The sequence below is a fragment of the Actinacidiphila sp. bgisy144 genome, from assembly GCF_057708105.1.
The window spans coordinates 140,144-157,823 of the sequence record NZ_JBYIRM010000005.1 but is presented as its reverse complement, the minus strand read 5'-3'; the positions used below and the strand labels follow the sequence as shown (position 1 = coordinate 157,823).

Sequence of the window (17,680 nt, the reverse complement as noted above, 5' to 3'; positions counted from 1 at the left end):
CCCCGCGGCGACCGCGGTGTGCGCAACGTCACCACGGCACGCTCCCGGGTGACCGTGCGGCCGGTCGGCGGTCCGCCAAGATCGCGGTTTTCCGCAGAAGTGACCAAGTCCTGGCACGTCGCAGTGTCGAAGACCTCTCGCAGCGCCGGTGTTTCTGCCACGATGCCGAGTGGGTGGGACCGTCATGAACCCTCATGAACCGCAAGGTGGGCCCACCCGGTCCGGACGGCCTGAGACCTGTGGGAGAGTCACGGTGTACTTCGCCGCACTGCTCGCGCGCACCGAGGACGGTTGGCAAGCGAGCGAACCCGATCTCGACGATGTGGAAACCCTCGCCGACCTGAGCGAACTGGCTCGTACGGTCGGCGACGAGGAGGAGACGGTCCTGGTCTTCATCGAGCAGGAGGACGCCTGGTTCGGCGTCATCCGCGTCGACGGTGAGGAAGACCCCAGGATCTATGTGTCGGACGCGGCCGCCGCCGCCCGCAGCTCGTACGGGGAGATCCTGCTCACCGACGAGGTGCTGGGCCGCGACCCGGGGAACGCGGACGACCTCGACGACCTTGTCGACCTCGATGGCACCGAGGACGGCGACACCGACGACACCGACGAGGACGCCGTGGCCGGCCTCTCGGAGGACCATGTGCCGGTCGGCCCGCTGGGCGAGACCGGCCTGCTGGCCGACCTGGGGATGAGCGCCGCGGACCTGCTCGCGCTGAGCGGGGACGGCGCCCTGACCGGGGAGGCCCTGGGCGAGATCGCCGACGCCCTGGGCGCGGCCGACGTGCTGGAGGCCGTCCGCTGACCGACCCGACCGCCGGTGCCGGCCCCGGCACCGGACCACCCGACGTCCTACGCGACCCGTGGGTGCCCGCGATGCGGATCGCCCTGGCGGAGGCCGAGCACGCCCCGCTCACCGGTGACGTACCGGTGGGCGCGGTCGTGCTGGCCCCCGACGGGTCGGTGCTCTCGCGCGCCCGCAACGAGCGCGAGGCGACCGGTGATCCGACCGCGCACGCCGAGGTGCTCGCCATCCGCCGCGCCGCGGCCGCGCTGGGCGGCTGGCGGCTGACCGGCTGCACCCTGGCGGTGACCCTGGAGCCGTGCACCATGTGCGCGGGCGCCATCGTGCTGTCCCGGCTGGCGCGGGTGGTCTACGGCGCCCCCGACCCGAAGGCGGGCGCGACCGGTTCGCTGTGGGACCTGGTCCGCGACCGCCGCCTCAACCACCGGCCCGAGGTGGTCGCCGAGGTGCTGCCCGCGCCGAGTGCGACCCTCCTCACCCGCTTCTTCCGGCCGAACGATTTCTGACCACGGCCCCCGGTGGGCTAGGATCAGTCTCGGTAGCGTGTCCGAGCGGCCTAAGGAGCACGCCTCGAAAGCGTGTGAGGGGGCAACTCCTCCGTGGGTTCAAATCCCACCGCTACCGCCACAGCTGGACGAACTGACCACCTGCCGACCCCGGCAGGTGGTCAGTTCGCGTTCGGCCCTCGGCGGGAATGCCTCGCAATCATCATCATTTTTTCGGATGATGAGGCAGTCCGGTCGTCTGGTTGCTCCATGCGGCGGATAGAATCCGGCAGTTGCACATGTGTGACCGCTGGGCCGAGTCGCTGCTGGGGAGGCCAAGGAGCATGGCGCAGGCGAGGAAGATCGCCGTCATCGTGCTGGTGATCTTCGTGCTCTACACGATCATCGACCAGCCGGCTCGGGCGGCCGATCTCGTCCAGGTGGGGTTCGTCGGCATATCGAACGCCGCCAAAAGCTTGGGGAAGTTCATGCACGACCTGGCCAACTGACGGCCACGGGCAAGGCGAGGAGTGGTGATGATCCGTCATCTGGTGCTGTTCAAGCTGAACGAGGGCGTCGACCGGGCCGAGGAGCGGGTGGCCGCCGGCGGCCGGGCGTTCGCCGAGCTCGGCCCGCAGATCCCGGAGGTGGCCTCCTGGGAGTGCGGCTGGAACGTCACGGACCGGCCGATCGCCTACGACTTCGCCATCAACTCCACGGTCGCGGACGCCGACGCGCTGGCGCGCTACCTCGAACACCCCGCGCACCAGGCCGCGGTCGCGCAGTGGTCCGCCTTCGCCACCTGGGTCATCGCCGACTACGAGATCTGACCGCACGCCTGTTCACTGCCGGCCCCTCGCCGTCCGCGGCGGGGGGCTTCGCCATGCCCTGCCGGCCGGGTGGCGCGCGCTCGACGTACAACCGTTCGTACAACACGGCAATATGCGGTGCTTGCACAAAGCACACATGAATTGTGATGCTATGACCGCTTTGCCCGACGTTTTCTTGACCGACGCTTTGACGGATGTTCGCCGGATGTTGCAGTCGCAGCAGGCTGGAGTGGACCGATAAGGGGTGTGGTGTGCCGGTGCCGGCCCGTACGGCGTCAACGCCAGCGACGACGTATCCGCGCGGCAGGACGCGGACGCCGAACAGCAACGCGGCCGACGCACGCGCGCTGACCCAGGTGCTCTTCGAGCAGATCGCCCGGCTGGAGCCGGGCACGCCCGAGCACAGCCGGGTGCGCGCCGCGCTGATCGAGGTGAACCTGCCGCTGGTGCGGTACGCCGCGGCGCGCTTCCGCAGCCGCAACGAGCCGATGGAGGACGTGGTCCAGGTCGGCACGATCGGCCTGATCAACGCGATCGACCGGTTCGACCCAGAGCGCGGGGTGCAGTTCCCGACCTTCGCGATGCCCACCGTGGTCGGGGAGATCAAACGTTACTTCCGGGACAACGTGCGCACCGTGCACGTGCCGCGCCGGCTGCACGAGTTGTGGGTCCAGGTCAGCGGCGCCATCGAGGACCTCACGGTGCTGCACGGCCGCTCGCCGACGACCGCGGAGATCGCCGAGCGGCTGCGGCTGTCGGAGGACGAGGTGCTCGCCTGCCTGGAGGCCGGCCGCGCCTACCACGCGACCTCGCTGGAGGCCGCCCAGGAGGGCGACGGCGCCCCCGGGCTGCTGGACCGGCTCGGCTACGAGGACCCCGCGCTCAACGGCGTCGAGCACCGCGACCTGGTCCGGCATCTTCTGGTGCAACTGCCGGAGCGCGAGCGGCGCATCCTGCTGCTGCGCTACTTCGGCAACCTGACACAGTCCCAGATCAGTGCTGAGCTGGGAGTTTCCCAGATGCACGTGTCCCGGCTGCTGTCGCGGAGCTTCGCCCGCCTCAGATCCGCAAATCAGATCGAAGCGTAACCCAACGGGATCAAGCCACCTGCACAGATAAGTCGACATGACGCTACAGCGTGTTGCCGACATGTGACATTCTGCGGATAGCGCGTTTGTGACGGCCGGTCCTCCGGTATTCCAGTGGAGGAACAACCGTCGCTCGCGACGCCCGTCCGCGACCTCAAGGGGGTGGCATGTCCGTACAGTTGGGCAGTCCCAAGGTGCTTCGTACCGACGCAACCGACGCTGACGTAGCGCATGGCGCTGTGCACAGCGATGCCATCGACACCCGTACGCTGTCCCGTTCGCTGTTCCTGCGGCTGGCGGCGCTCCCGGTCGACAGCCCGGACCGCGCCTACGTCCGCGACACGCTCATCGAGCTGAACCTGCCGCTCGTGCGGTACGCCGCGGCCCGCTTCCGCAGCCGCAACGAACCGATGGAGGACATCGTCCAGGTCGGCACGATCGGCCTGATCAAGGCGATCGACCGGTTCGACTGCGAACGCGGCGTCGAGTTCCCGACGTTCGCGATGCCGACCATCGTCGGCGAGGTGAAGCGCTTCTTCCGCGACACCTCGTGGTCGGTGCGGGTGCCGCGTCGGCTCCAGGAGCTGCGGCTGGCGCTGACCAAGGCGAGCGACGAGCTGTCGCAGAAGCTGGACCGCTCCCCGACCGTCGCCGAACTGGCCTCCTGCCTCGGCGTCTCCGAGGAAGACGTGGTCGACGGGCTGGCCGTCGGCAACGCGTACACGGCCAGCTCGCTGGACTCCCCGCCGCCGGAGGACGACGGCGGCGAGGGCACCCTGGCCGACCGGCTGGGCTACGAGGACAGCGCCCTCGAAGGCGTCGAGTACCGCGAGTCGCTGAAGCCGCTGCTGGCCCAACTGCCGCCGCGCGAGCGCCAGATCATCATGCTGCGGTTCTTCGCGAACATGACGCAGTCGCAGATCGGCGAGGAGGTCGGCATCTCCCAGATGCACGTCTCCCGCCTGCTGACCCGTACGCTGGCGCAGCTCCGGATCGGACTGACCTCCGAGGCGTGACCAGCGCCGGAGGCGCAGGAAGGGGGAGTGGTCGCCGCTACTTCATCGCGAGCGCGACCACTCCCACGATCACCACCAGGACCACGACCACACCGATGATCAGGCCCGCGCGGCTGCGGCTCTGCGCGCGCTGCACCTGCACGGGCGGCGGCTGCTCGTCGACGAAGGCGCGGAACATCTGCGTGCTGCCGGCCGGGTCGTAGTTGTTCTCAGGGTTCGGCGAGGAGTTCGACATGCCGCCTGACCCTAGCGTGTCGGCGGAATAACCCGCACCCCCGGTTGTTGCACCTGTCATGGCTCGCATCGGCAACTCCGCACTCGACGTCTTCCCCCTCTCCCTCGGCGGCAATGTCTTCGGCTGGACGGCTGACGAGGCCCAGTCGTTCGCCGTCCTCGACGCCTTCACCGGCCGCGGCGGCAACTTCGTCGACACCGCCGACGTGTACTCGGCCTGGGTGCCGGGCAACGGCGGCGGGGTGTCCGAGAAGATCATCGGCGCCTGGCTGGCCCGCCGCGGCCGCCGGGACGACGTGGTGATCGCCACGAAGGTCGGCAGCCACCCCGACTTCAAGGGACTGCGGGCCGACACCATCAAGAAGGGCGCCGAGGCGTCGCTGCGCCGGCTCGGCGTGGACCACATCGACCTGTACTACACGCACCGCGACGACCCCGAGGTGCCGGTCGAGGAGATCATCACCGCGCTGGACGCCCTGGTGAAGGAGGGCAAGGTCCGCGCGATCGGCGCCTCCAACATCTCCGCCGAGCGGCTCGCCGCCTCCCTGGACTTCTCCGAGCGCGAGGGCCTGGCGCGGTACGAGATCGTGCAGCCCCTGTACAGCCTGGTCGAGCGCGACACGTTCGAGGGCCCGCTCGCCGACCTCGTGGCCGCCCGCGGCCTGTCCACCGCGCCCTACTACGCGCTCGCCTCCGGCTTCCTGACCGGCAAGTACCGCCCGGGCACCGAGGTCGACAGCGCCCGCGCGGGCAAGGCCGGCCAGTATCTGTCCACGCCCACCGGCCCGAAGGTGCTCGCGGCGCTCGACGAGGTGGCCGCCGCCCACGGCGCCGAGGTCACCACGGTCGCGCTGGCGTGGCTGGCCGCGCAGCCGACGGTGGTGGCGCCGATCGCCAGCGCCCGTACGGTCGAGCAGGTGCCCGCGCTGACCGCCGTCGCCGAACTGGAGCTGACCGAGCAGGAGGTGGCGGCCCTCACCGCCGCCGCGTCGTAGCGCGCCGCGGGCGGGCCGGCGGCGCCGCGGTGCGCCGGCGTCCGCCCTGTGAGGTCGCGCACTCCACCCGGCCGTGGCGCCCACGCCCTTGCGCAGTGCAACCATCGGCCATACGGTTGCTTCAGGCAATCACTTGCGCGGGCCGGCACCCCGCCCGCGCGACGTACGACTCCCGGTCGCACGACACGCACCCGCAGCGGAGAGGTCGGGTCGTACGACACGGGCACGGGTCCTGGCGGCGGCCGGAGCAGGGGACGGCCGAGGCCGCCCGCCGGGACCTACACAGCGGCGTAGGGTGCGGGCATGGCTCCCAACATCGCCACCAACACCCGTGTCGGCCTGGACGAACTGCTGGAGTTCATCCGGCCGCGGCACCACGCCATCCTGCTCACCACCCGCGCCGACGGCCGCCCCCAGGGCTCCCCGCTCACCTGCGGGGTGGACGACTCCGGCCGGATCGTCGTCTCGACCTACCCCGAGCGGGCCAAGACCCGCAACGCCAGGCGCGACCCGCGGGTCAGCGTGATCGTGCTCTCCGACTCCTTCAACGACGCGTGGGTGCAGGTCGACGGCCGCGCGGAGGTGCTGGACGTACCGGACTCCGTCGAGCCGCTGGTGGAGTACTTCCGGAACATCTCCGGCGAGCACCCGGACTGGGCGGAGTACCGCGAGGCGATGGTCCGGCAGGGCAAGTCCATCATCCGGATCACCCCGGAGCGCTGGGGCCCGATCGCGACCGGCGGCTTCCCCGCCCGCCTCGCCTGAGCGCACCCCCGCCGCACGCACCGCGGCCCGCGGACCGGACGAACCGGCCGCGGGCCGTGCTGCGTCCGGGCCGCGCGCTCACGCGGCCCGGACGGGGTGTCACTTCGACTTCGGCGCCGTCAGGTCGTAGACGGTGGTGCCGCCCACGGTCTTGGCGGTGTAGTGCGAGGAGACCCAGGAGCTGATGGACGACGCGGCGTTGCTGCCGCCCATCGAGCTGCCGCCGAAGCCGCCGCCACCGATGAAGTAGTGGATACGGCCCTCGGAGACGTACTTCTCGAACTGCGCCAGGGTCGGCGACGGGTCGCTGCCGTTGAAGCCGCCGACGGACATCACCGGCTTCTGGGTGGCCAGCTGGTAGCTCGCCTGGTTCTGCGAGCCGACGGCCGCGGCGACCCAGGTGTAGTGGCTCGCGTCCTTCAGCAGCAGCGCCTTGACCGCGGAGCTGACCTGGGCGCCGTCGAGCAGGCCGCCCATGCCGCCGGCGTTGCCGCCCATGCCGCCTTCGCCCGAGGTGCCGCCGGGGAAGCCGTTCGTGCCCTGGCCCTGGGACTGGCTGTTGCCGTTGCCCTGGCCGGGCAGCTGGCCCTGGGAGTTGCCCTGGGAGTTGCCGTTGCCCTGGCCGGGCAGCTGGCCGAAGCCGCCGCCCGGGAAGCCGCCGGTGCCGTTGGTGCTGCCGTTGCCGTTGGTGCTGCCATTGCCGTTGCCGGGCATGGTGCCGGTCGGCGGGGTGCCGCCACCGCCGCCCGGGAAACCGCCCCTGCCGCCGCCACCGCCACCGCCGCCGGGGAATCCACCCATGCCGCCCTGCACGGACGGCCCGGCGGTCACGATGGACCCCTCGTGCCCGGTGCTCACCGTGTCGAGCGTGTACGCCACCGGTCCGCCCAGGATCGCCGCGATCCCGACCACCGCGGACAGCACCGCGAGCCGGGCGCCGACCCGTGCCGACGCCATGCCCGGCAGCGCGCCGGCCAGCAGCGCCAGCGCGGCCACCGCGCCGGCGACGACGACCGCGACCCGCAGCCACGGGTGCCAGTCGGGGCTGCGGTGCAGCAGCGTGTAGGACCACACGGCCGTGCCGGCGACGGTGAGCGCCATCACCGAGGCGGCCGCGATGTGGGTGCGCCGCTGCCACAGCACCGACGCGCCCATGCCGACCAGCGCCGCGATGTAGGGCGCGAGGGCGATGTTGTAGTACTGGTGGAAGATCCCGGACATGTAGCTGAACGTCACGAACGTCATCAGCAGCGCGCCGCCCCAGAGCAGGAACGCCGCCCGGGTCGCCGAGGTGCGGCGGGCCTTGCGGGTGATCCACACGCCCGCGAGCAGCGCCACGAACGCGGCCGGCAGCAGCCAGGCGATCTGGCCGCCCATCTCCGAGTTGAACAGCCGGCCGATGCCGGTGGCGCCCCACATGCCGCCGCTGTTGCCGCCGCCCGGGCCGCCGCCACCGCCGACGCTGCCGGTCTCGTTGCCGGTGATCCGGCCGAAGCCGTTGTAGCCGAAGGTCAGCGACAGGAAGCTGTTGTCCTGGGAGCCGCCGATGTACGGGCGGGAGGACTTGGGCCACAGCTCCACGATGGTGACCCACCAGCCGCCCGCGACCACCATCGCGACGGCGGAGTAGAGGATCTGGAGCAGGCGGCGGCGCAGCGGGGTCGGCGCGCAGACCGCGTAGACCACGGCGAGCGGCGGCAGGATCAGCCACGCCTGGAGGGTCTTGGTCAGGAACGCGAAGCCGAAGACGACGCCGGCGATCACCAGCCACTTGGTGCGGGCGTCCTCGATGGCGCGCAGTACGCAGTAGACGGCGGTGACCATCAGCAGGGCCAGCAGCGCGTCGGGGTTGTTGAAGCGGAACATCAGCGCCGCGACCGGGGTGATCGCCAGCACCGCGCCCGCGGTCAGGCCCGCGCCGGGGCCGAACCGCCGCCGTACGGACGCGTAGAGCACGCCGACGGTGCCGACGCCCATCAGCGCCTCGGGCACGAGGATCTGCCACGAGCCGAGGCCGAACAGGCGTACCGACAGGGCCATCGGCCACAGCGCGGCCGGCGGCTTGTCGACGGTGATGGAGTTCGCCGCGTCGGAGGAGCCGAAGAAGAACGCCTTCCAACTCTGGCTGCCCGCCTGGGCGGCGGCGGAGTAGAAGGAGTTGGCGTAGCCGGAGGCGCCCAGGTCGTACAGGTAGAGCACGAGCGTGGCGACCAGCAGGCCGAGGAAGGCCGGGCGGACCCAGGCCGGGTCCTCGGGGCGGCCGCGCCAGACGCGGCGCGGCAGGCCCCGGGCGCCGCCCGCCGACTGCGCGGCGTGCGACCCGGGTGCGGCATGGGCGCCGGCGGCCGGTACGTCACCGGCCGGTACGTCGACGGCGGCCGACCGGGCAGCGGACGCCTCGGCGGCGGCCGGCTCGGCGGCGGTTCCGGCGACCGGGCCGGGTGCGGGGCCGGGCGGGCCGGCCACACCGTCCAGCGCGTGTGCGTCGCTCGGGGTGGTCATCGGGCGCTCCTCAGATCGTGGTCGTCGCGGTCGTCGTAGTCGTCGTAGCCGTCATAGCCGACGAGGCCGGCCCGGGCGGTGCCGTCCGGGCCGTCGGCGGCCGCGGCGGGGACGGGGTGGGGGGCGTAGCCGCCGTCGGCGCCTTCCTCGGCGTCGAGGACGGTCCCGGTGCCGCGGCCGTCCTGGTCGGAGCGGTCCGGGAAGAGCCAGGCGCGGAAGAGCAGGAAGCGCAGCACCGTCGCGGCAAGGTTCGCCGCGACCAGGACCGCGAGTTCGGTGCGGTGCGCGGGGTGCGGCGCCGCGGTGTGCAGCGCGGCGAGCGAGCCGCTGGTCAGCGCGAGGCCGATGGCGAACACCACCAGCCCCTGCGCCTGGTGGCGGACCGCCCGGTCCGAGCCGCGCACCCCGAAGGTGAGCCGCCGGTTGGCGGCGGTGTTGGCGAGCGCGGACAGCAGCAGCGCCAGCGCGTTGGCGAACTGGGAGTTCATCCCGTTGCGGAAGAGGAAGTACAGCACCAGGTAGAACGCCGTGCTGAGCACGCCGACCGCGCAGAACCCGACCAGCTGGCGGGCCAGTCCGGGCGGCACGCCCGGCAGTTCGCGGTCGCGCGGGTCCTCCCCGAACGGGCGGCGCAGCCGGTCCAGCGCGAGCCGTCCGGTGGCCAGCGCCCTGCCCACCCGCCACACGCCCCGCAGGTCGGCGGTGGCGGTCCGCACGATGTCCACGCTGCTGTTCGGGTCGTCGACCCAGTCCACCGGGACCTCGTGGATGCGCAGGCCCGCGCGTTCGGCGAGCACCAGCATCTCCGTGTCGAAGAACCAGCCGGCGTCCTCGACCATCGGCAGCAGCCGCTGCGCGACGTCCGCGCGGATCGCCTTGAAGCCGCACTGCGCGTCGGAGAAGTGCGCGGCGAGCGAGCCGCGCAGTATCAGGTTGTACGTGCGGGAGATGAACTCCCGCTTGGCGCCGCGCACCACCCGCGAGGACTGCGCCAGCCGCGAGCCGATCGCCAGGTCGGAGTGGCCGGAGATCAGCGGGGCGACCAGCGGCAGCAGGGCGTTGAGGTCGGTGGACAGGTCCACGTCCATGTACGCGAGCACCGGGGAGTCCGATGCGGTCCACACGGTGCGCAGCGCCAGCCCGCGGCCCTTCTGCTCCAGCCGGAAGGAAACGACCTCGGGCAGCTCCGCGGCCAGGTGCGCCGCGATCGCGGGCGTCCGGTCGGTGCTGGCGTTGTCGGCGATGGTGATCCGGAAGGAGTACGGGAAGGTCTCGGTGAGGTGCGCGTGCAGCCGGCGCACGCCGGGGCCGAGGCCGTCCTCCTCGTTGTAGACGGGGACGACGACGTCGAGTACGGGGGCGACGGGCGCACCGGGCCCCGGTGGGGCGCCGGTGCTCGGGCGGGTCGCGGCGTCGGTGGCATGGACTGCGGCCGTGACCGGCAGGTGCCGACGGGCGGGCAGGTTGCCGAGATTGGTTCGCATGCCATGAGCCTCGGCAACCGGCCTGTCATGGCGATGTGCCGAGACTGAGGGCCACCTATGAGTCTGTTGGTGCAGGTGAGGCTGTTGTGACATGCGTCACCCCGGTGCCGGCCCGGGCCGGCAGCAGGACCGTGAAGACGGTGCGGCCCGGCACGGACGCCACGTCCACGCTGCCGCCGTGCGCGGCGACCACCGAGTGCACGATGGCCAGGCCCAGGCCGGTGCTGCCGGCCCCGCGGGAGCGGGAGGCGTCGCCGCGGGCGAACCGCTCGAAGACGTGCCGGCGCAGCTTCTCGGGAATGCCGGGGCCGTCGTCCTCGATCTGGAGCAGCACGTGCGCCGGGCGGCGCGCGACCGGGTCGGCCGGCCGGCAGCGCACCCGGGCGGTGACGGTCGTGCCGGGCGGGGTGTGGTTGCGGGCGTTGGCGAGCAGGTTGGCGAGCACCTGTTGCAGGCGCGGCGCGTCGCCGTACACGGTGGCCGGCTCGTCGGGCAGCTCCAGCCGCCAGATGTGGTCGCGGCCGGCCGCGCGGGCGTCGCTGACCGCGTCCACCACCAGCGGGGACAGGTCGGTGTCGGTCCGGTCGACCGGGCGGCCCGCGTCGAGCCGGGCCAGCAGCAGCAGGTCCTCCACGAGCGTGGTCATCCGGGCCGCCTCGGACTCGATCCGGCCCAGTGCGTGCTTGGTGTCGGGGCCGACCGGCTCCTGGCCGCGGCGGGTCAGCTCGGCGTAGCCGCGGATGGAGGCGAGCGGGGTGCGCAGCTCGTGGCTGGCGTCGGCGACGAACCGCCGGACCCGGGTCTCGCTCTCCTGCCGGGCGTGCAGCGCGGAGCCGACATGCCCGAGCATCCGGTTGAGGGCGGCGCCGACCTGCCCGAACTCGGTGCGCGGGTCGGTGTCGGAGTCCGGCACCCGGCTCAGCGGGGCCACCTCGCCGCGGTGCAGCGGCAGTTCGGCGACGCGGGTGGCCGTGGCAGCGACCCGGCGCAGCGGTTGCAGGGCGATCCGCATCAGGGCGGCGCCCGCGAGGCCGGCGGCGACGAGCCCGGCGGCGGTGACCGAGACCTCCACCCACAGCAGGGTGGACAGGGTGTCCTCGGTGCCCGCGGTGCTCAGGCCGACCAGGATGGTGCTGCCGTCGGAGGCGGCGGCGGCCGACTCGACGCGGTACTGGCCCAGGCCCGGGACGGTGATGCTGTGCGGCTTGCCGTCGCGCGGCACGTCGGCGAAGGCCGCGGCCTGTTTGGCGGTGAGGTCGTCGGCGACGAGCTGGCCGGTGGAGGGGCTGGTGGCGCTGACGGCGGCCTCGGTGACCGCGCCGGTGGAGCTGACGGTCGCGGCGACCGTCTCGCCGGGCTGGCCGCCGCCGGCGAGGAAGACGAAGGAGATGCTGCGGGGCAGGTCGGCGGCGCCGGTGCCGGTCGGGCCCAGCGTGCTCTGGCTGCCGGGGACGTTCTGGCCGGGCCCGGACTGGTCCGGGCGCGGGCCGTCGGCGCGCGCCGCCGTGTCGTGCACCTTCGCGTCGAGCTGGCCGTACAGGAAGTCGTGCAGCGCGAATATCGTGACCGCGCCGATCACCGCGCAGACGACGGCGACCAGGGCCACGCAGGAGGCGACCAGCCGGCGGCGCAGGGACCAGCGGCGCGGCGCCCAGCGCCTGGCGCGCGGCGGGGTGCGGGGGAGCGGGGGCGCGGGTGTGGCACCGCCCGGGGCACGGCGGTGGCCGGGGCCGGGTCCGGTGCGGGGGTCCGCGCCGGCCGCGCCGGGGCCCGGTCCGGCCGGCGCGGCCGGGCCGTGGGGGTGCGCCGTGGTCGGGGCGGGCCGGGTCACACCGGCTCGCCTGGCTTGATCAGGTAGCCGGCGCCGCGCCGGGTGTGGATCATCGGGGCGCGGCCGGCGTCGATCTTGCGGCGCAGGTAGGAGATGTACAGCTCGACCACATTGGCCTGGCCGCCGAAGTCGTAGGACCAGACCCGGTCCAGGATCTGGGCCTTGCTCAGCACCCGGCGCGGGTTGCGCATGAGGTAGCGCAGCAGCTCGAACTCGGTCGCGGTGAGGTGGATGTTGTCGCCGCCGCGGCTGACCTCGTGGCTGTCCTCGTTCAGGACGAGGTCGCCGACGGCGAGCACGGACTCGTTGCGTACGGCGGCGGCGCCCGAGCGGCGCAGCAGCCCGCGCAGGCGGGCGACGACCTCCTCCAGGCTGAACGGCTTGGTCACGTAGTCGTCGCCGCCCGCCGTGAGGCCGGCGATCCGGTCCTCGACCGCGTCCTTCGCGGTCAGGAACAGCACGGGCACGTCCGGGGTCTGGCGGCGCAGCCGGGCCAGCACCTCCAGCCCGTCCATGTCGGGGAGCATCACGTCGAGCACCACCGCGTCGGGGCGGTTCTCGCGGGCCGAACGCAGCGCGCTCGCGCCGTCGCCTTCAGTACGCACCTGCCAGCCCTCGTAGCGCAGGGCCATGGAGAGCAGGTCGGCCAGGGGCGCCTCGTCGTCGACGACGAGGACCCGGACCGGGGAGCCGTCCGGGCGGGCGAGGTCGCCGGCGGCGGCTGCGCCGGGCGTGGTGTGGGCGGTATGGGTCGCGGAGGCGGCGGCCTGGGTGGAGCGGGTGGCCGCCGAAGAAGTGGAAGGCATACGGACACCCTGTGCACGGGCTATGAGAGCAGCCTTAATCCGTTTCTGTGAAAATTCTGAGAATCGGGCCCGCAACATGAAGCCTGGATCAAGGCGGGAGCCGGGGCCCGCCGCCCCCGCCCCCTGGCGTCCGCGCCACCCGCACCCTTGCGTCCGCCCCACCCGGCGATGGTACGAAGGAGCGAAGTCGGCTGCCGCACAAGCACGCTGACGCCACGTCACGATCGGGGGCAGGTCGCACCATGCAGGGTGGAGTCGGACTGACGGCGTATCTCGTCAACGAGTCGCGGGCCCGGCGGCCCGACCTCGCCGAGGACGGCCTGGCGGCCGCCTGGATTCCCGAGGCGCAGCGCCCGGACGTCAAGGCGCTGTGGCAGGAGTTCTCCGACGCCGTCTACCCGCACGACGACCTGGTGGTCGCGCTGCGCGGCCGCTTCATCGCCGACACCCTCGCCGAGGCGCTGCGCGCCGACCCGGACACCGTGCTGGTGGTGTGCGGCGCGGGCTTCTCCTCCTACCCCTGGCTGCTGGGCTTCCCGGTGGCGATCGAGGTGGACCTGCCGCACATGGCGGAGGCGAAGCGGCTGCGCGCGGCGGAGCTGACCGCCGACGGGACCGTACCGGCGCGTGACGTACGGCACATCGGCGCGGACCTGGCGGTGGCGGCGGACCGCGCCGCGGTGGTCGGGCAGGTGCGGGCGGTCGCGGCCGGGCGGCCGGTCGCCTACGTCGTCGAGGGCGTCGTCTTCTACCTGTCGCCGCAGGACGCCCGCGAAGTCGTCACGCTCGGTGCCCGGTTCGGTACGACCGCGGTGACCGCGGTGAGCTACTGGCCCGCGGCCGCGGCGGGCAGCGTGGTGCTGGCCGACCAGCGCGCGTGGTTCCGCCGCAGGTCCGTCCCGGAGGAGGCCAGCCACCACACGCACGCCGAGCTGGCCGCGCTGCTGGGCGCGCCGCTGGACGACCAGGGCCCGGAGGACCTGCAACGCCGCTACCTTCAGCGGGTGGTGGTGCCCGAGGCCGCCCTCATCCCGGAGTACGTCGCCGTGTCGTGGCACACAGCGGGCGCAGGCGGCCCGCACCGGGAGCACGGTGCGGACGGCTGCCCGTGACCGCCGGGGTGCTCCACCTCCAGTGCCGCGCCTACCCGTTGCACCACCGCACCCCGGCCACCGCCCTCGACCTGTTCGCCGTGCCCGGCCACGGCGAGCTGCAACCGGTGCTCGGCAGCCTGGACTCCCTCGCCTACAACCCGGACACCACCGTCGAGCTGGACCTGACCGGCCTGATCCGCCCGGCCGTCTCGCTGCCCGGCGTGGAGGTCGTCGCCTGCCGCGCCCGCATCCTGACCGCCGGCACCGTACTGGTGGTCTACGCGCTGCGCCACGAGCAGGACCTGCGGCAGCTGGAGCTGCTCGACCTCGACGCCCTGGACGCCCGCGTCAACCGCGTCCTGCGCGAGACCGACGGCCCGATCCTCAGCGCGGTGCTGACCGCCGCGGTCAACAGCGGCCTGGTGCGCAGCATCGCGCTGCGCCCCGACCTGGCGGTGGGCGGCGCGCGCTCGCCGATCGACCGCCGCTCGGCCCGCTACAACGCGCACTACGTCTGCCAGGACCCGCCGTGGCGGCGGGACCCGCGGGTGCCCGAGGTCAGCGCGGGCCCGGACTGCCGCATCCTGCTGCCGTACACCTACGCCTGGGACCACGACCCGGCCGCGCCGCTCGCCGAGCTGCTGACGATGACCGAGCCGACCGACATCGCGGTCGCCCAGCAGTCCCTGCTCGCCGGGGCGCTCATCGCCGGGCGCTGGGTGCTCGGCGACCTCGCGCACGCGCACCCCGCCAGCACCGACGTGCACGCCTTCCGCCGCTTCCTCGACGGGCTGTGGGCCGACTTCCACCACCTGGACAGCTACCGCGTGGAGTCCTCCCAGGCGCACCGCGCGAGCTACCTGGCCGCGCGCCTGACGATGGGCCTGGACGACACGCAGGAGCGCGCGGACAAACTCCTGGGCTACGTGAGCAGTTCGCTGCTGGCCGCCGCCTCGGAGCGGGCCGAGGCCCTGGACACCCGGCTCAACCGGGTCGCCGCCGCGCTCACCGTGGTCAGCGCGGCCTCGTTCGGCCTGGACATCGCGGTGTTCGTGCTGCCGCAGGTGTCGCTGTGGACGAAGATCGGCGTGGTGGCCGGGCTGCTCGGGATGGCGACGTCCGGGCTGGTGGCGGCGATGCTGCCGGGCGCGCTGCGCCGGTCGTTCCTGCGGCGCGGGCCGGCGGCGCTGCCGGAGCCGCCCGAAGTGCTCGGGCCGGTCGTGGCCCCTCAGGCGGCCGGTACGGGCGTGGCCGGTACGGGTACGGCCGGTACGGCGCCCGCGGGGGGAGTGGCGGGAGTGGCCGCGGCGGTGGGCGCCGCAGCGGGCGCGACCGCCCTGCCCGGCGCGGCGGCGGGGCCCGTCGCGGGTCCCGTCGCGGCTGCGGCGGCCGACCCGGGCGACGGCAGTGGCAGCGGTGGCGGCGACCCGGGGAACCCGGGGGTGCCGCCCCAGCGCGGCCGACCCACCGGACCGTAGCCCGCCCGCCGGCAGCTACCGTGGAAGGACGACGGCGCAACGAGAGGACCGCTGCCCCATGAACGCCCCGACCGTACGGCTCGGCACCCGCAGCTCGCCGATGGCGCTCGCGCAGGCCCACCTGGTGGCGGACCTGCTGCGCAAGCAGCAGCCGGACCTGACGGTCGAGTTGGTGCCCGTCACCACCGAGGCGGACCGCTGGCACGGCGACCTGTCGAAGCTCGGCGGGAAGGGCCTGTTCGTCAAGCAGATCGACGTCATGCTCCAGCGCGGCGACGTCGACCTGGCCGTGCACTGCGTCAAGGACATGCCCGGCGACACCCCGCTGCCCGACGGCCTGGCCATCGCCGCCCACCTCCCGCGCGACGACGTCCGCGACGTCCTGCTCTTCCCCGCCGGGTCGCCGCGCGCGGCCCTCGGCGACCTGCCGCACGGCGCCGTCGTGGCGACCTCGGCGGTACGCCGCACGGCGCAGCTGAGGCGGCTGCGCCCGGATCTGGAGATCGTCCGGGTGCGCGGCGCCGTCGGCACCCGGATCGACAAGCTGGACGGCCGCACGCCGGTCGACACCGCGCCGCCGGACGCCATGGTGCTGGCCGCGTCGGGCCTGGCCCGGCTGGAGTTGACCGACCGCGGCCGGCAGGTCTTCACCGTCGACGAGATCCTGCCGGCCGTCGGCTCCGGCGCGCTCGGCCTGGAGTGCCGCGCCGACGACACCGCCACCGCCGGGCTGCTCGCCCGCCTCGACCACGCGCGGACCACGGCCGAGGTCGGCGCCGAGCGCGCGATGCTGCATGCCCTGCGCGGCCACTGCAACAGCCCCATCGCCGGGCACTGCACCACCACCGCCGACGGCCGGCTCACCCTGCGCGGCATGGTGTTCTCCGCCGACGGCGGCACCGTCGTCGACGCGCGCCGCACCGCGGCGGCGGGCGACACCCCGGCCGCTCTCGGCGCCCGTGTGGCCGCCGATCTGCTCGCCGGGGGTGCCCGCGCCGTCATCGAGGCCATCCCGCACTGAGCCGGCGGCGCGGCCGGGTCGCCCCCGCTAGGCGGCGATCACGGTCAGGCGCTGGAAGCCGGTGCCGTAGTCGATCTCCAGCAGGGCGCTGCCGTCGGTCTGCGCGGCGGGCACGGTGATCGACAAGGTGGTGGTCCAGGTGCCGCCGGGCGCCAGGGCGGGCACGTCGTAGTAGGTGTAGGACTCGGTGATGCCCTGCGGTCCGGCGACGGGCCGCATCACCGTGGCGGCGCTGGTGGCGGTCCCGTTGTTCGTGACGGTGACCGGGACGCTCGTGGTGCCGCCGCGGGTGACGACGCAGGTGTTCGGGACGGTCGCGGTCACGGACAGCGGGCCGCTGCTGCCGGTGCCGGTCAACTGGCCCATGGTGTAGGCGAACTGCTCGATCCAGGGGCAGTCCGCGGCCGCCGCGGCACTGGGCTCCCACATGACGGCGCCCGTGGTCAGCGCCTGGACCTGGCTGATCTCACTGGCCAGCAGGGTGCCGCTCATGGAGGCGCCGGTGTCGGTGAACTGGGGGCTGAGGTAGGGGTAGACGGGCTGGCCGGGCGCGAGGGCCTGGTCGTTGGCGACCGAACTCTTCAGCGTGCTGGTCCAGTTCGCGGCGGTCTGGGTGCTGCCGGTGTAGGCGCGGGGCGCGAAGAAGTCGAACAGGCCGTCCTGGTGCAGCTGCTGGGTGAGCGTGTTGTTGGCGGTCTGCCAGTCGTAGCCGTACATGCCCACCGGGGCGCCGGGTTCGGCGTCGTGCGTCCAGGGGATCAGCTCGTTCTTCCACAGGTCGAAGGCGTTGGTGGCGGCCTGGCCGGACAGCGCGGTGACCACGATGTTCTCGTAGTCCAGCACGATCGGGGCGGTGGAGTCTCCGCCGAACTCGCCGACGTACGTCCTGATGTCGTTCTCGAACGTGGCCTGGTCGGGCAGCGCGCCGCCATTGGCGTAGCAGCCGTCGGCGTCGCAGGTGAAGTGGAAGGCGTCGTAGGCGACGGTCGCGCGGACCGCGCCGTACTGCGCCAGGTCCGGCTGGCCCACCGCGCGTTCGTTGGTGTAGACGGTGAATTCCGCGGCGTGCGCGGGGGCGGCGGTGCCGGGCAGCAGGGTGGCGCCGAGGGCGGCGGTGAGTACGAGCGCGCCGGTCAGCAGGGTGCGGAGCGCCCGGGTGGGGGCGGTGTACGCGGGGGGTCGCATGGGCCTGGTCCTCTCGTCGTGGCGTGGTGGTGCCGGGGACCCGGCCGCCGGTGCCGAACTG

The 17,680-nt window shown here is 73.3% G+C and carries 17 protein-coding genes and 1 tRNA gene; 12 read left to right on the top strand and 6 right to left on the bottom strand.

The window, feature by feature from the left end; genetic code table 11:
* Positions 1-253 precede the first annotated feature (253 nt).
* The 7 genes from AC3EVP_RS07995 (at position 254) to AC3EVP_RS07965 (ending at position 4,224) form a co-directional block, all read left to right on the top strand.
* Positions 254-805, top strand: coding sequence for a tRNA adenosine deaminase-associated protein (locus AC3EVP_RS07995; protein ID WP_335971486.1), 552 nt, complete (start codon positions 254-256; stop codon positions 803-805).
* Positions 806-876: 71 nt separating this feature from the next.
* A complete protein-coding gene (locus AC3EVP_RS07990; RefSeq protein WP_335971487.1) occupies positions 877-1,311 on the top strand; it encodes a nucleoside deaminase in 435 nt (144 codons plus the stop codon).
* A gap of 31 nt (positions 1,312-1,342) precedes the next feature.
* Positions 1,343-1,432 (top strand) — tRNA-Ser (locus AC3EVP_RS07985).
* Between the two features lie 202 nt (positions 1,433-1,634).
* Positions 1,635-1,799 carry a hypothetical protein gene (locus AC3EVP_RS07980; protein WP_435127586.1) on the top strand — a complete coding sequence of 55 codons (165 nt, stop codon included), beginning with the start codon at positions 1,635-1,637 and terminating at the stop codon, positions 1,797-1,799.
* Between the two features lie 27 nt (positions 1,800-1,826).
* Positions 1,827-2,120, top strand: coding sequence for a Dabb family protein (locus tag AC3EVP_RS07975; protein ID WP_435127584.1), 294 nt, complete (start codon positions 1,827-1,829; stop codon positions 2,118-2,120).
* Between the two features lie 257 nt (positions 2,121-2,377).
* Positions 2,378-3,208, top strand: coding sequence for an RNA polymerase sigma factor SigF (locus AC3EVP_RS07970; protein ID WP_435127840.1), 831 nt, complete (start codon positions 2,378-2,380; stop codon positions 3,206-3,208).
* 167 nt (positions 3,209-3,375) lie between these two features.
* Positions 3,376-4,224 (top strand): RNA polymerase sigma factor SigF, encoded by an 849-nt coding sequence (locus AC3EVP_RS07965; protein ID WP_335971495.1) that lies wholly within the window; start codon positions 3,376-3,378, stop codon positions 4,222-4,224.
* A gap of 37 nt (positions 4,225-4,261) precedes the next feature.
* On the opposite strand, the gene AC3EVP_RS07960 is transcribed toward AC3EVP_RS07965, so the two are convergent.
* On the bottom strand, positions 4,262-4,459 hold the full coding sequence (locus tag AC3EVP_RS07960) for a hypothetical protein (protein ID WP_335971497.1): 198 nt from the start codon (positions 4,457-4,459) through the stop codon (positions 4,262-4,264).
* Positions 4,460-4,517: 58 nt separating this feature from the next.
* Here AC3EVP_RS07960 and AC3EVP_RS07955 point away from each other — a divergent pair, with 58 nt between their 5' ends.
* Positions 4,518-5,453, top strand: coding sequence for an aldo/keto reductase (locus AC3EVP_RS07955; protein ID WP_435127581.1), 936 nt, complete (start codon positions 4,518-4,520; stop codon positions 5,451-5,453).
* Between the two features lie 303 nt (positions 5,454-5,756).
* On the top strand, positions 5,757-6,218 hold the full coding sequence (locus AC3EVP_RS07950) for a PPOX class F420-dependent oxidoreductase (protein ID WP_335971501.1): 462 nt from the start codon (positions 5,757-5,759) through the stop codon (positions 6,216-6,218).
* A 99-nt stretch (positions 6,219-6,317) separates the two neighbouring features.
* Here the strand turns inward: AC3EVP_RS07950 and AC3EVP_RS07945 are convergent, their stop codons facing one another.
* From AC3EVP_RS07945 to AC3EVP_RS07930, 4 genes are read right to left on the bottom strand one after another with little or no spacing between them, the layout of a single operon-like run.
* Positions 6,318-8,720, bottom strand: coding sequence for an ArnT family glycosyltransferase (locus AC3EVP_RS07945; RefSeq protein WP_435127578.1), 2,403 nt, complete (start codon positions 8,718-8,720; stop codon positions 6,318-6,320).
* On the bottom strand, positions 8,717-10,204 hold the full coding sequence (locus AC3EVP_RS07940; RefSeq protein WP_435127576.1) for a bifunctional glycosyltransferase family 2/GtrA family protein: 1,488 nt from the start codon (positions 10,202-10,204) through the stop codon (positions 8,717-8,719). Before AC3EVP_RS07940 ends, AC3EVP_RS07945 begins: the two co-directional genes overlap by 4 nt.
* A gap of 55 nt (positions 10,205-10,259) precedes the next feature.
* Positions 10,260-12,035: a sensor histidine kinase gene (locus AC3EVP_RS07935; RefSeq protein ID WP_435127574.1), complete on the bottom strand. Its 1,776-nt coding sequence runs from the start codon at positions 12,033-12,035 to the stop codon at positions 10,260-10,262.
* A complete protein-coding gene (locus AC3EVP_RS07930) occupies positions 12,032-12,841 on the bottom strand; it encodes a response regulator transcription factor (protein ID WP_335971506.1) in 810 nt (269 codons plus the stop codon). The genes AC3EVP_RS07935 and AC3EVP_RS07930 overlap by 4 nt, the downstream gene beginning before the upstream one ends.
* Positions 12,842-13,083: 242 nt before the next feature.
* Here AC3EVP_RS07930 and AC3EVP_RS07925 point away from each other — a divergent pair, with 242 nt between their 5' ends.
* From AC3EVP_RS07925 to hemC, 3 genes are read left to right on the top strand one after another with little or no spacing between them, the layout of a single operon-like run.
* Positions 13,084-13,953 (top strand): class I SAM-dependent methyltransferase, encoded by an 870-nt coding sequence (locus AC3EVP_RS07925; protein ID WP_335971507.1) that lies wholly within the window; start codon positions 13,084-13,086, stop codon positions 13,951-13,953.
* Entirely contained in the window at positions 13,950-15,413 is a 1,464-nt protein-coding gene (locus AC3EVP_RS07920) for a hypothetical protein (RefSeq protein WP_435127571.1), read from the top strand. Before AC3EVP_RS07925 ends, AC3EVP_RS07920 begins: the two co-directional genes overlap by 4 nt.
* Before the next feature lie 58 nt (positions 15,414-15,471).
* Entirely contained in the window at positions 15,472-16,434 is a 963-nt protein-coding gene (gene hemC, locus AC3EVP_RS07915) for a hydroxymethylbilane synthase (RefSeq protein ID WP_435127569.1), read from the top strand.
* A 27-nt stretch (positions 16,435-16,461) separates the two neighbouring features.
* On the opposite strand, the gene AC3EVP_RS07910 is transcribed toward hemC, so the two are convergent.
* A complete protein-coding gene (locus tag AC3EVP_RS07910) occupies positions 16,462-17,619 on the bottom strand; it encodes a COG1470 family protein (RefSeq protein WP_435127567.1) in 1,158 nt (385 codons plus the stop codon).
* Positions 17,620-17,680 lie beyond the last annotated feature (61 nt).

What these genes read in the sequence shown, in the direction of transcription:
- AC3EVP_RS07910 (WP_435127567.1), bottom strand. Translation starts at nt 17,619, where the DNA reads ATGCGACCCCCCGCGTACACCGCCCCCACCCGGGCGCTCCGCACCCTG.
- AC3EVP_RS07955 (WP_435127581.1), top strand. Translation starts at nt 4,518, where the DNA reads ATGGCTCGCATCGGCAACTCCGCACTCGACGTCTTCCCCCTCTCCCTC.
- AC3EVP_RS07950 (WP_335971501.1), top strand. Translation starts at nt 5,757, where the DNA reads ATGGCTCCCAACATCGCCACCAACACCCGTGTCGGCCTGGACGAACTG.
- AC3EVP_RS07980 (WP_435127586.1), top strand. Translation starts at nt 1,635, where the DNA reads ATGGCGCAGGCGAGGAAGATCGCCGTCATCGTGCTGGTGATCTTCGTG.
- hemC (WP_435127569.1), top strand. Translation starts at nt 15,472, where the DNA reads ATGAACGCCCCGACCGTACGGCTCGGCACCCGCAGCTCGCCGATGGCG.
- AC3EVP_RS07930 (WP_335971506.1), bottom strand. Translation starts at nt 12,841, where the DNA reads ATGCCTTCCACTTCTTCGGCGGCCACCCGCTCCACCCAGGCCGCCGCC.
- AC3EVP_RS07965 (WP_335971495.1), top strand. Translation starts at nt 3,376, where the DNA reads ATGTCCGTACAGTTGGGCAGTCCCAAGGTGCTTCGTACCGACGCAACC.
- AC3EVP_RS07960 (WP_335971497.1), bottom strand. Translation starts at nt 4,459, where the DNA reads ATGTCGAACTCCTCGCCGAACCCTGAGAACAACTACGACCCGGCCGGC.
- AC3EVP_RS07975 (WP_435127584.1), top strand. Translation starts at nt 1,827, where the DNA reads ATGATCCGTCATCTGGTGCTGTTCAAGCTGAACGAGGGCGTCGACCGG.
- AC3EVP_RS07940 (WP_435127576.1), bottom strand. Translation starts at nt 10,204, where the DNA reads ATGCGAACCAATCTCGGCAACCTGCCCGCCCGTCGGCACCTGCCGGTC.
- AC3EVP_RS07945 (WP_435127578.1), bottom strand. Translation starts at nt 8,720, where the DNA reads ATGACCACCCCGAGCGACGCACACGCGCTGGACGGTGTGGCCGGCCCG.
- AC3EVP_RS07925 (WP_335971507.1), top strand. Translation starts at nt 13,084, where the DNA reads ATGCAGGGTGGAGTCGGACTGACGGCGTATCTCGTCAACGAGTCGCGG.
- AC3EVP_RS07990 (WP_335971487.1), top strand. Translation starts at nt 877, where the DNA reads ATGCGGATCGCCCTGGCGGAGGCCGAGCACGCCCCGCTCACCGGTGAC.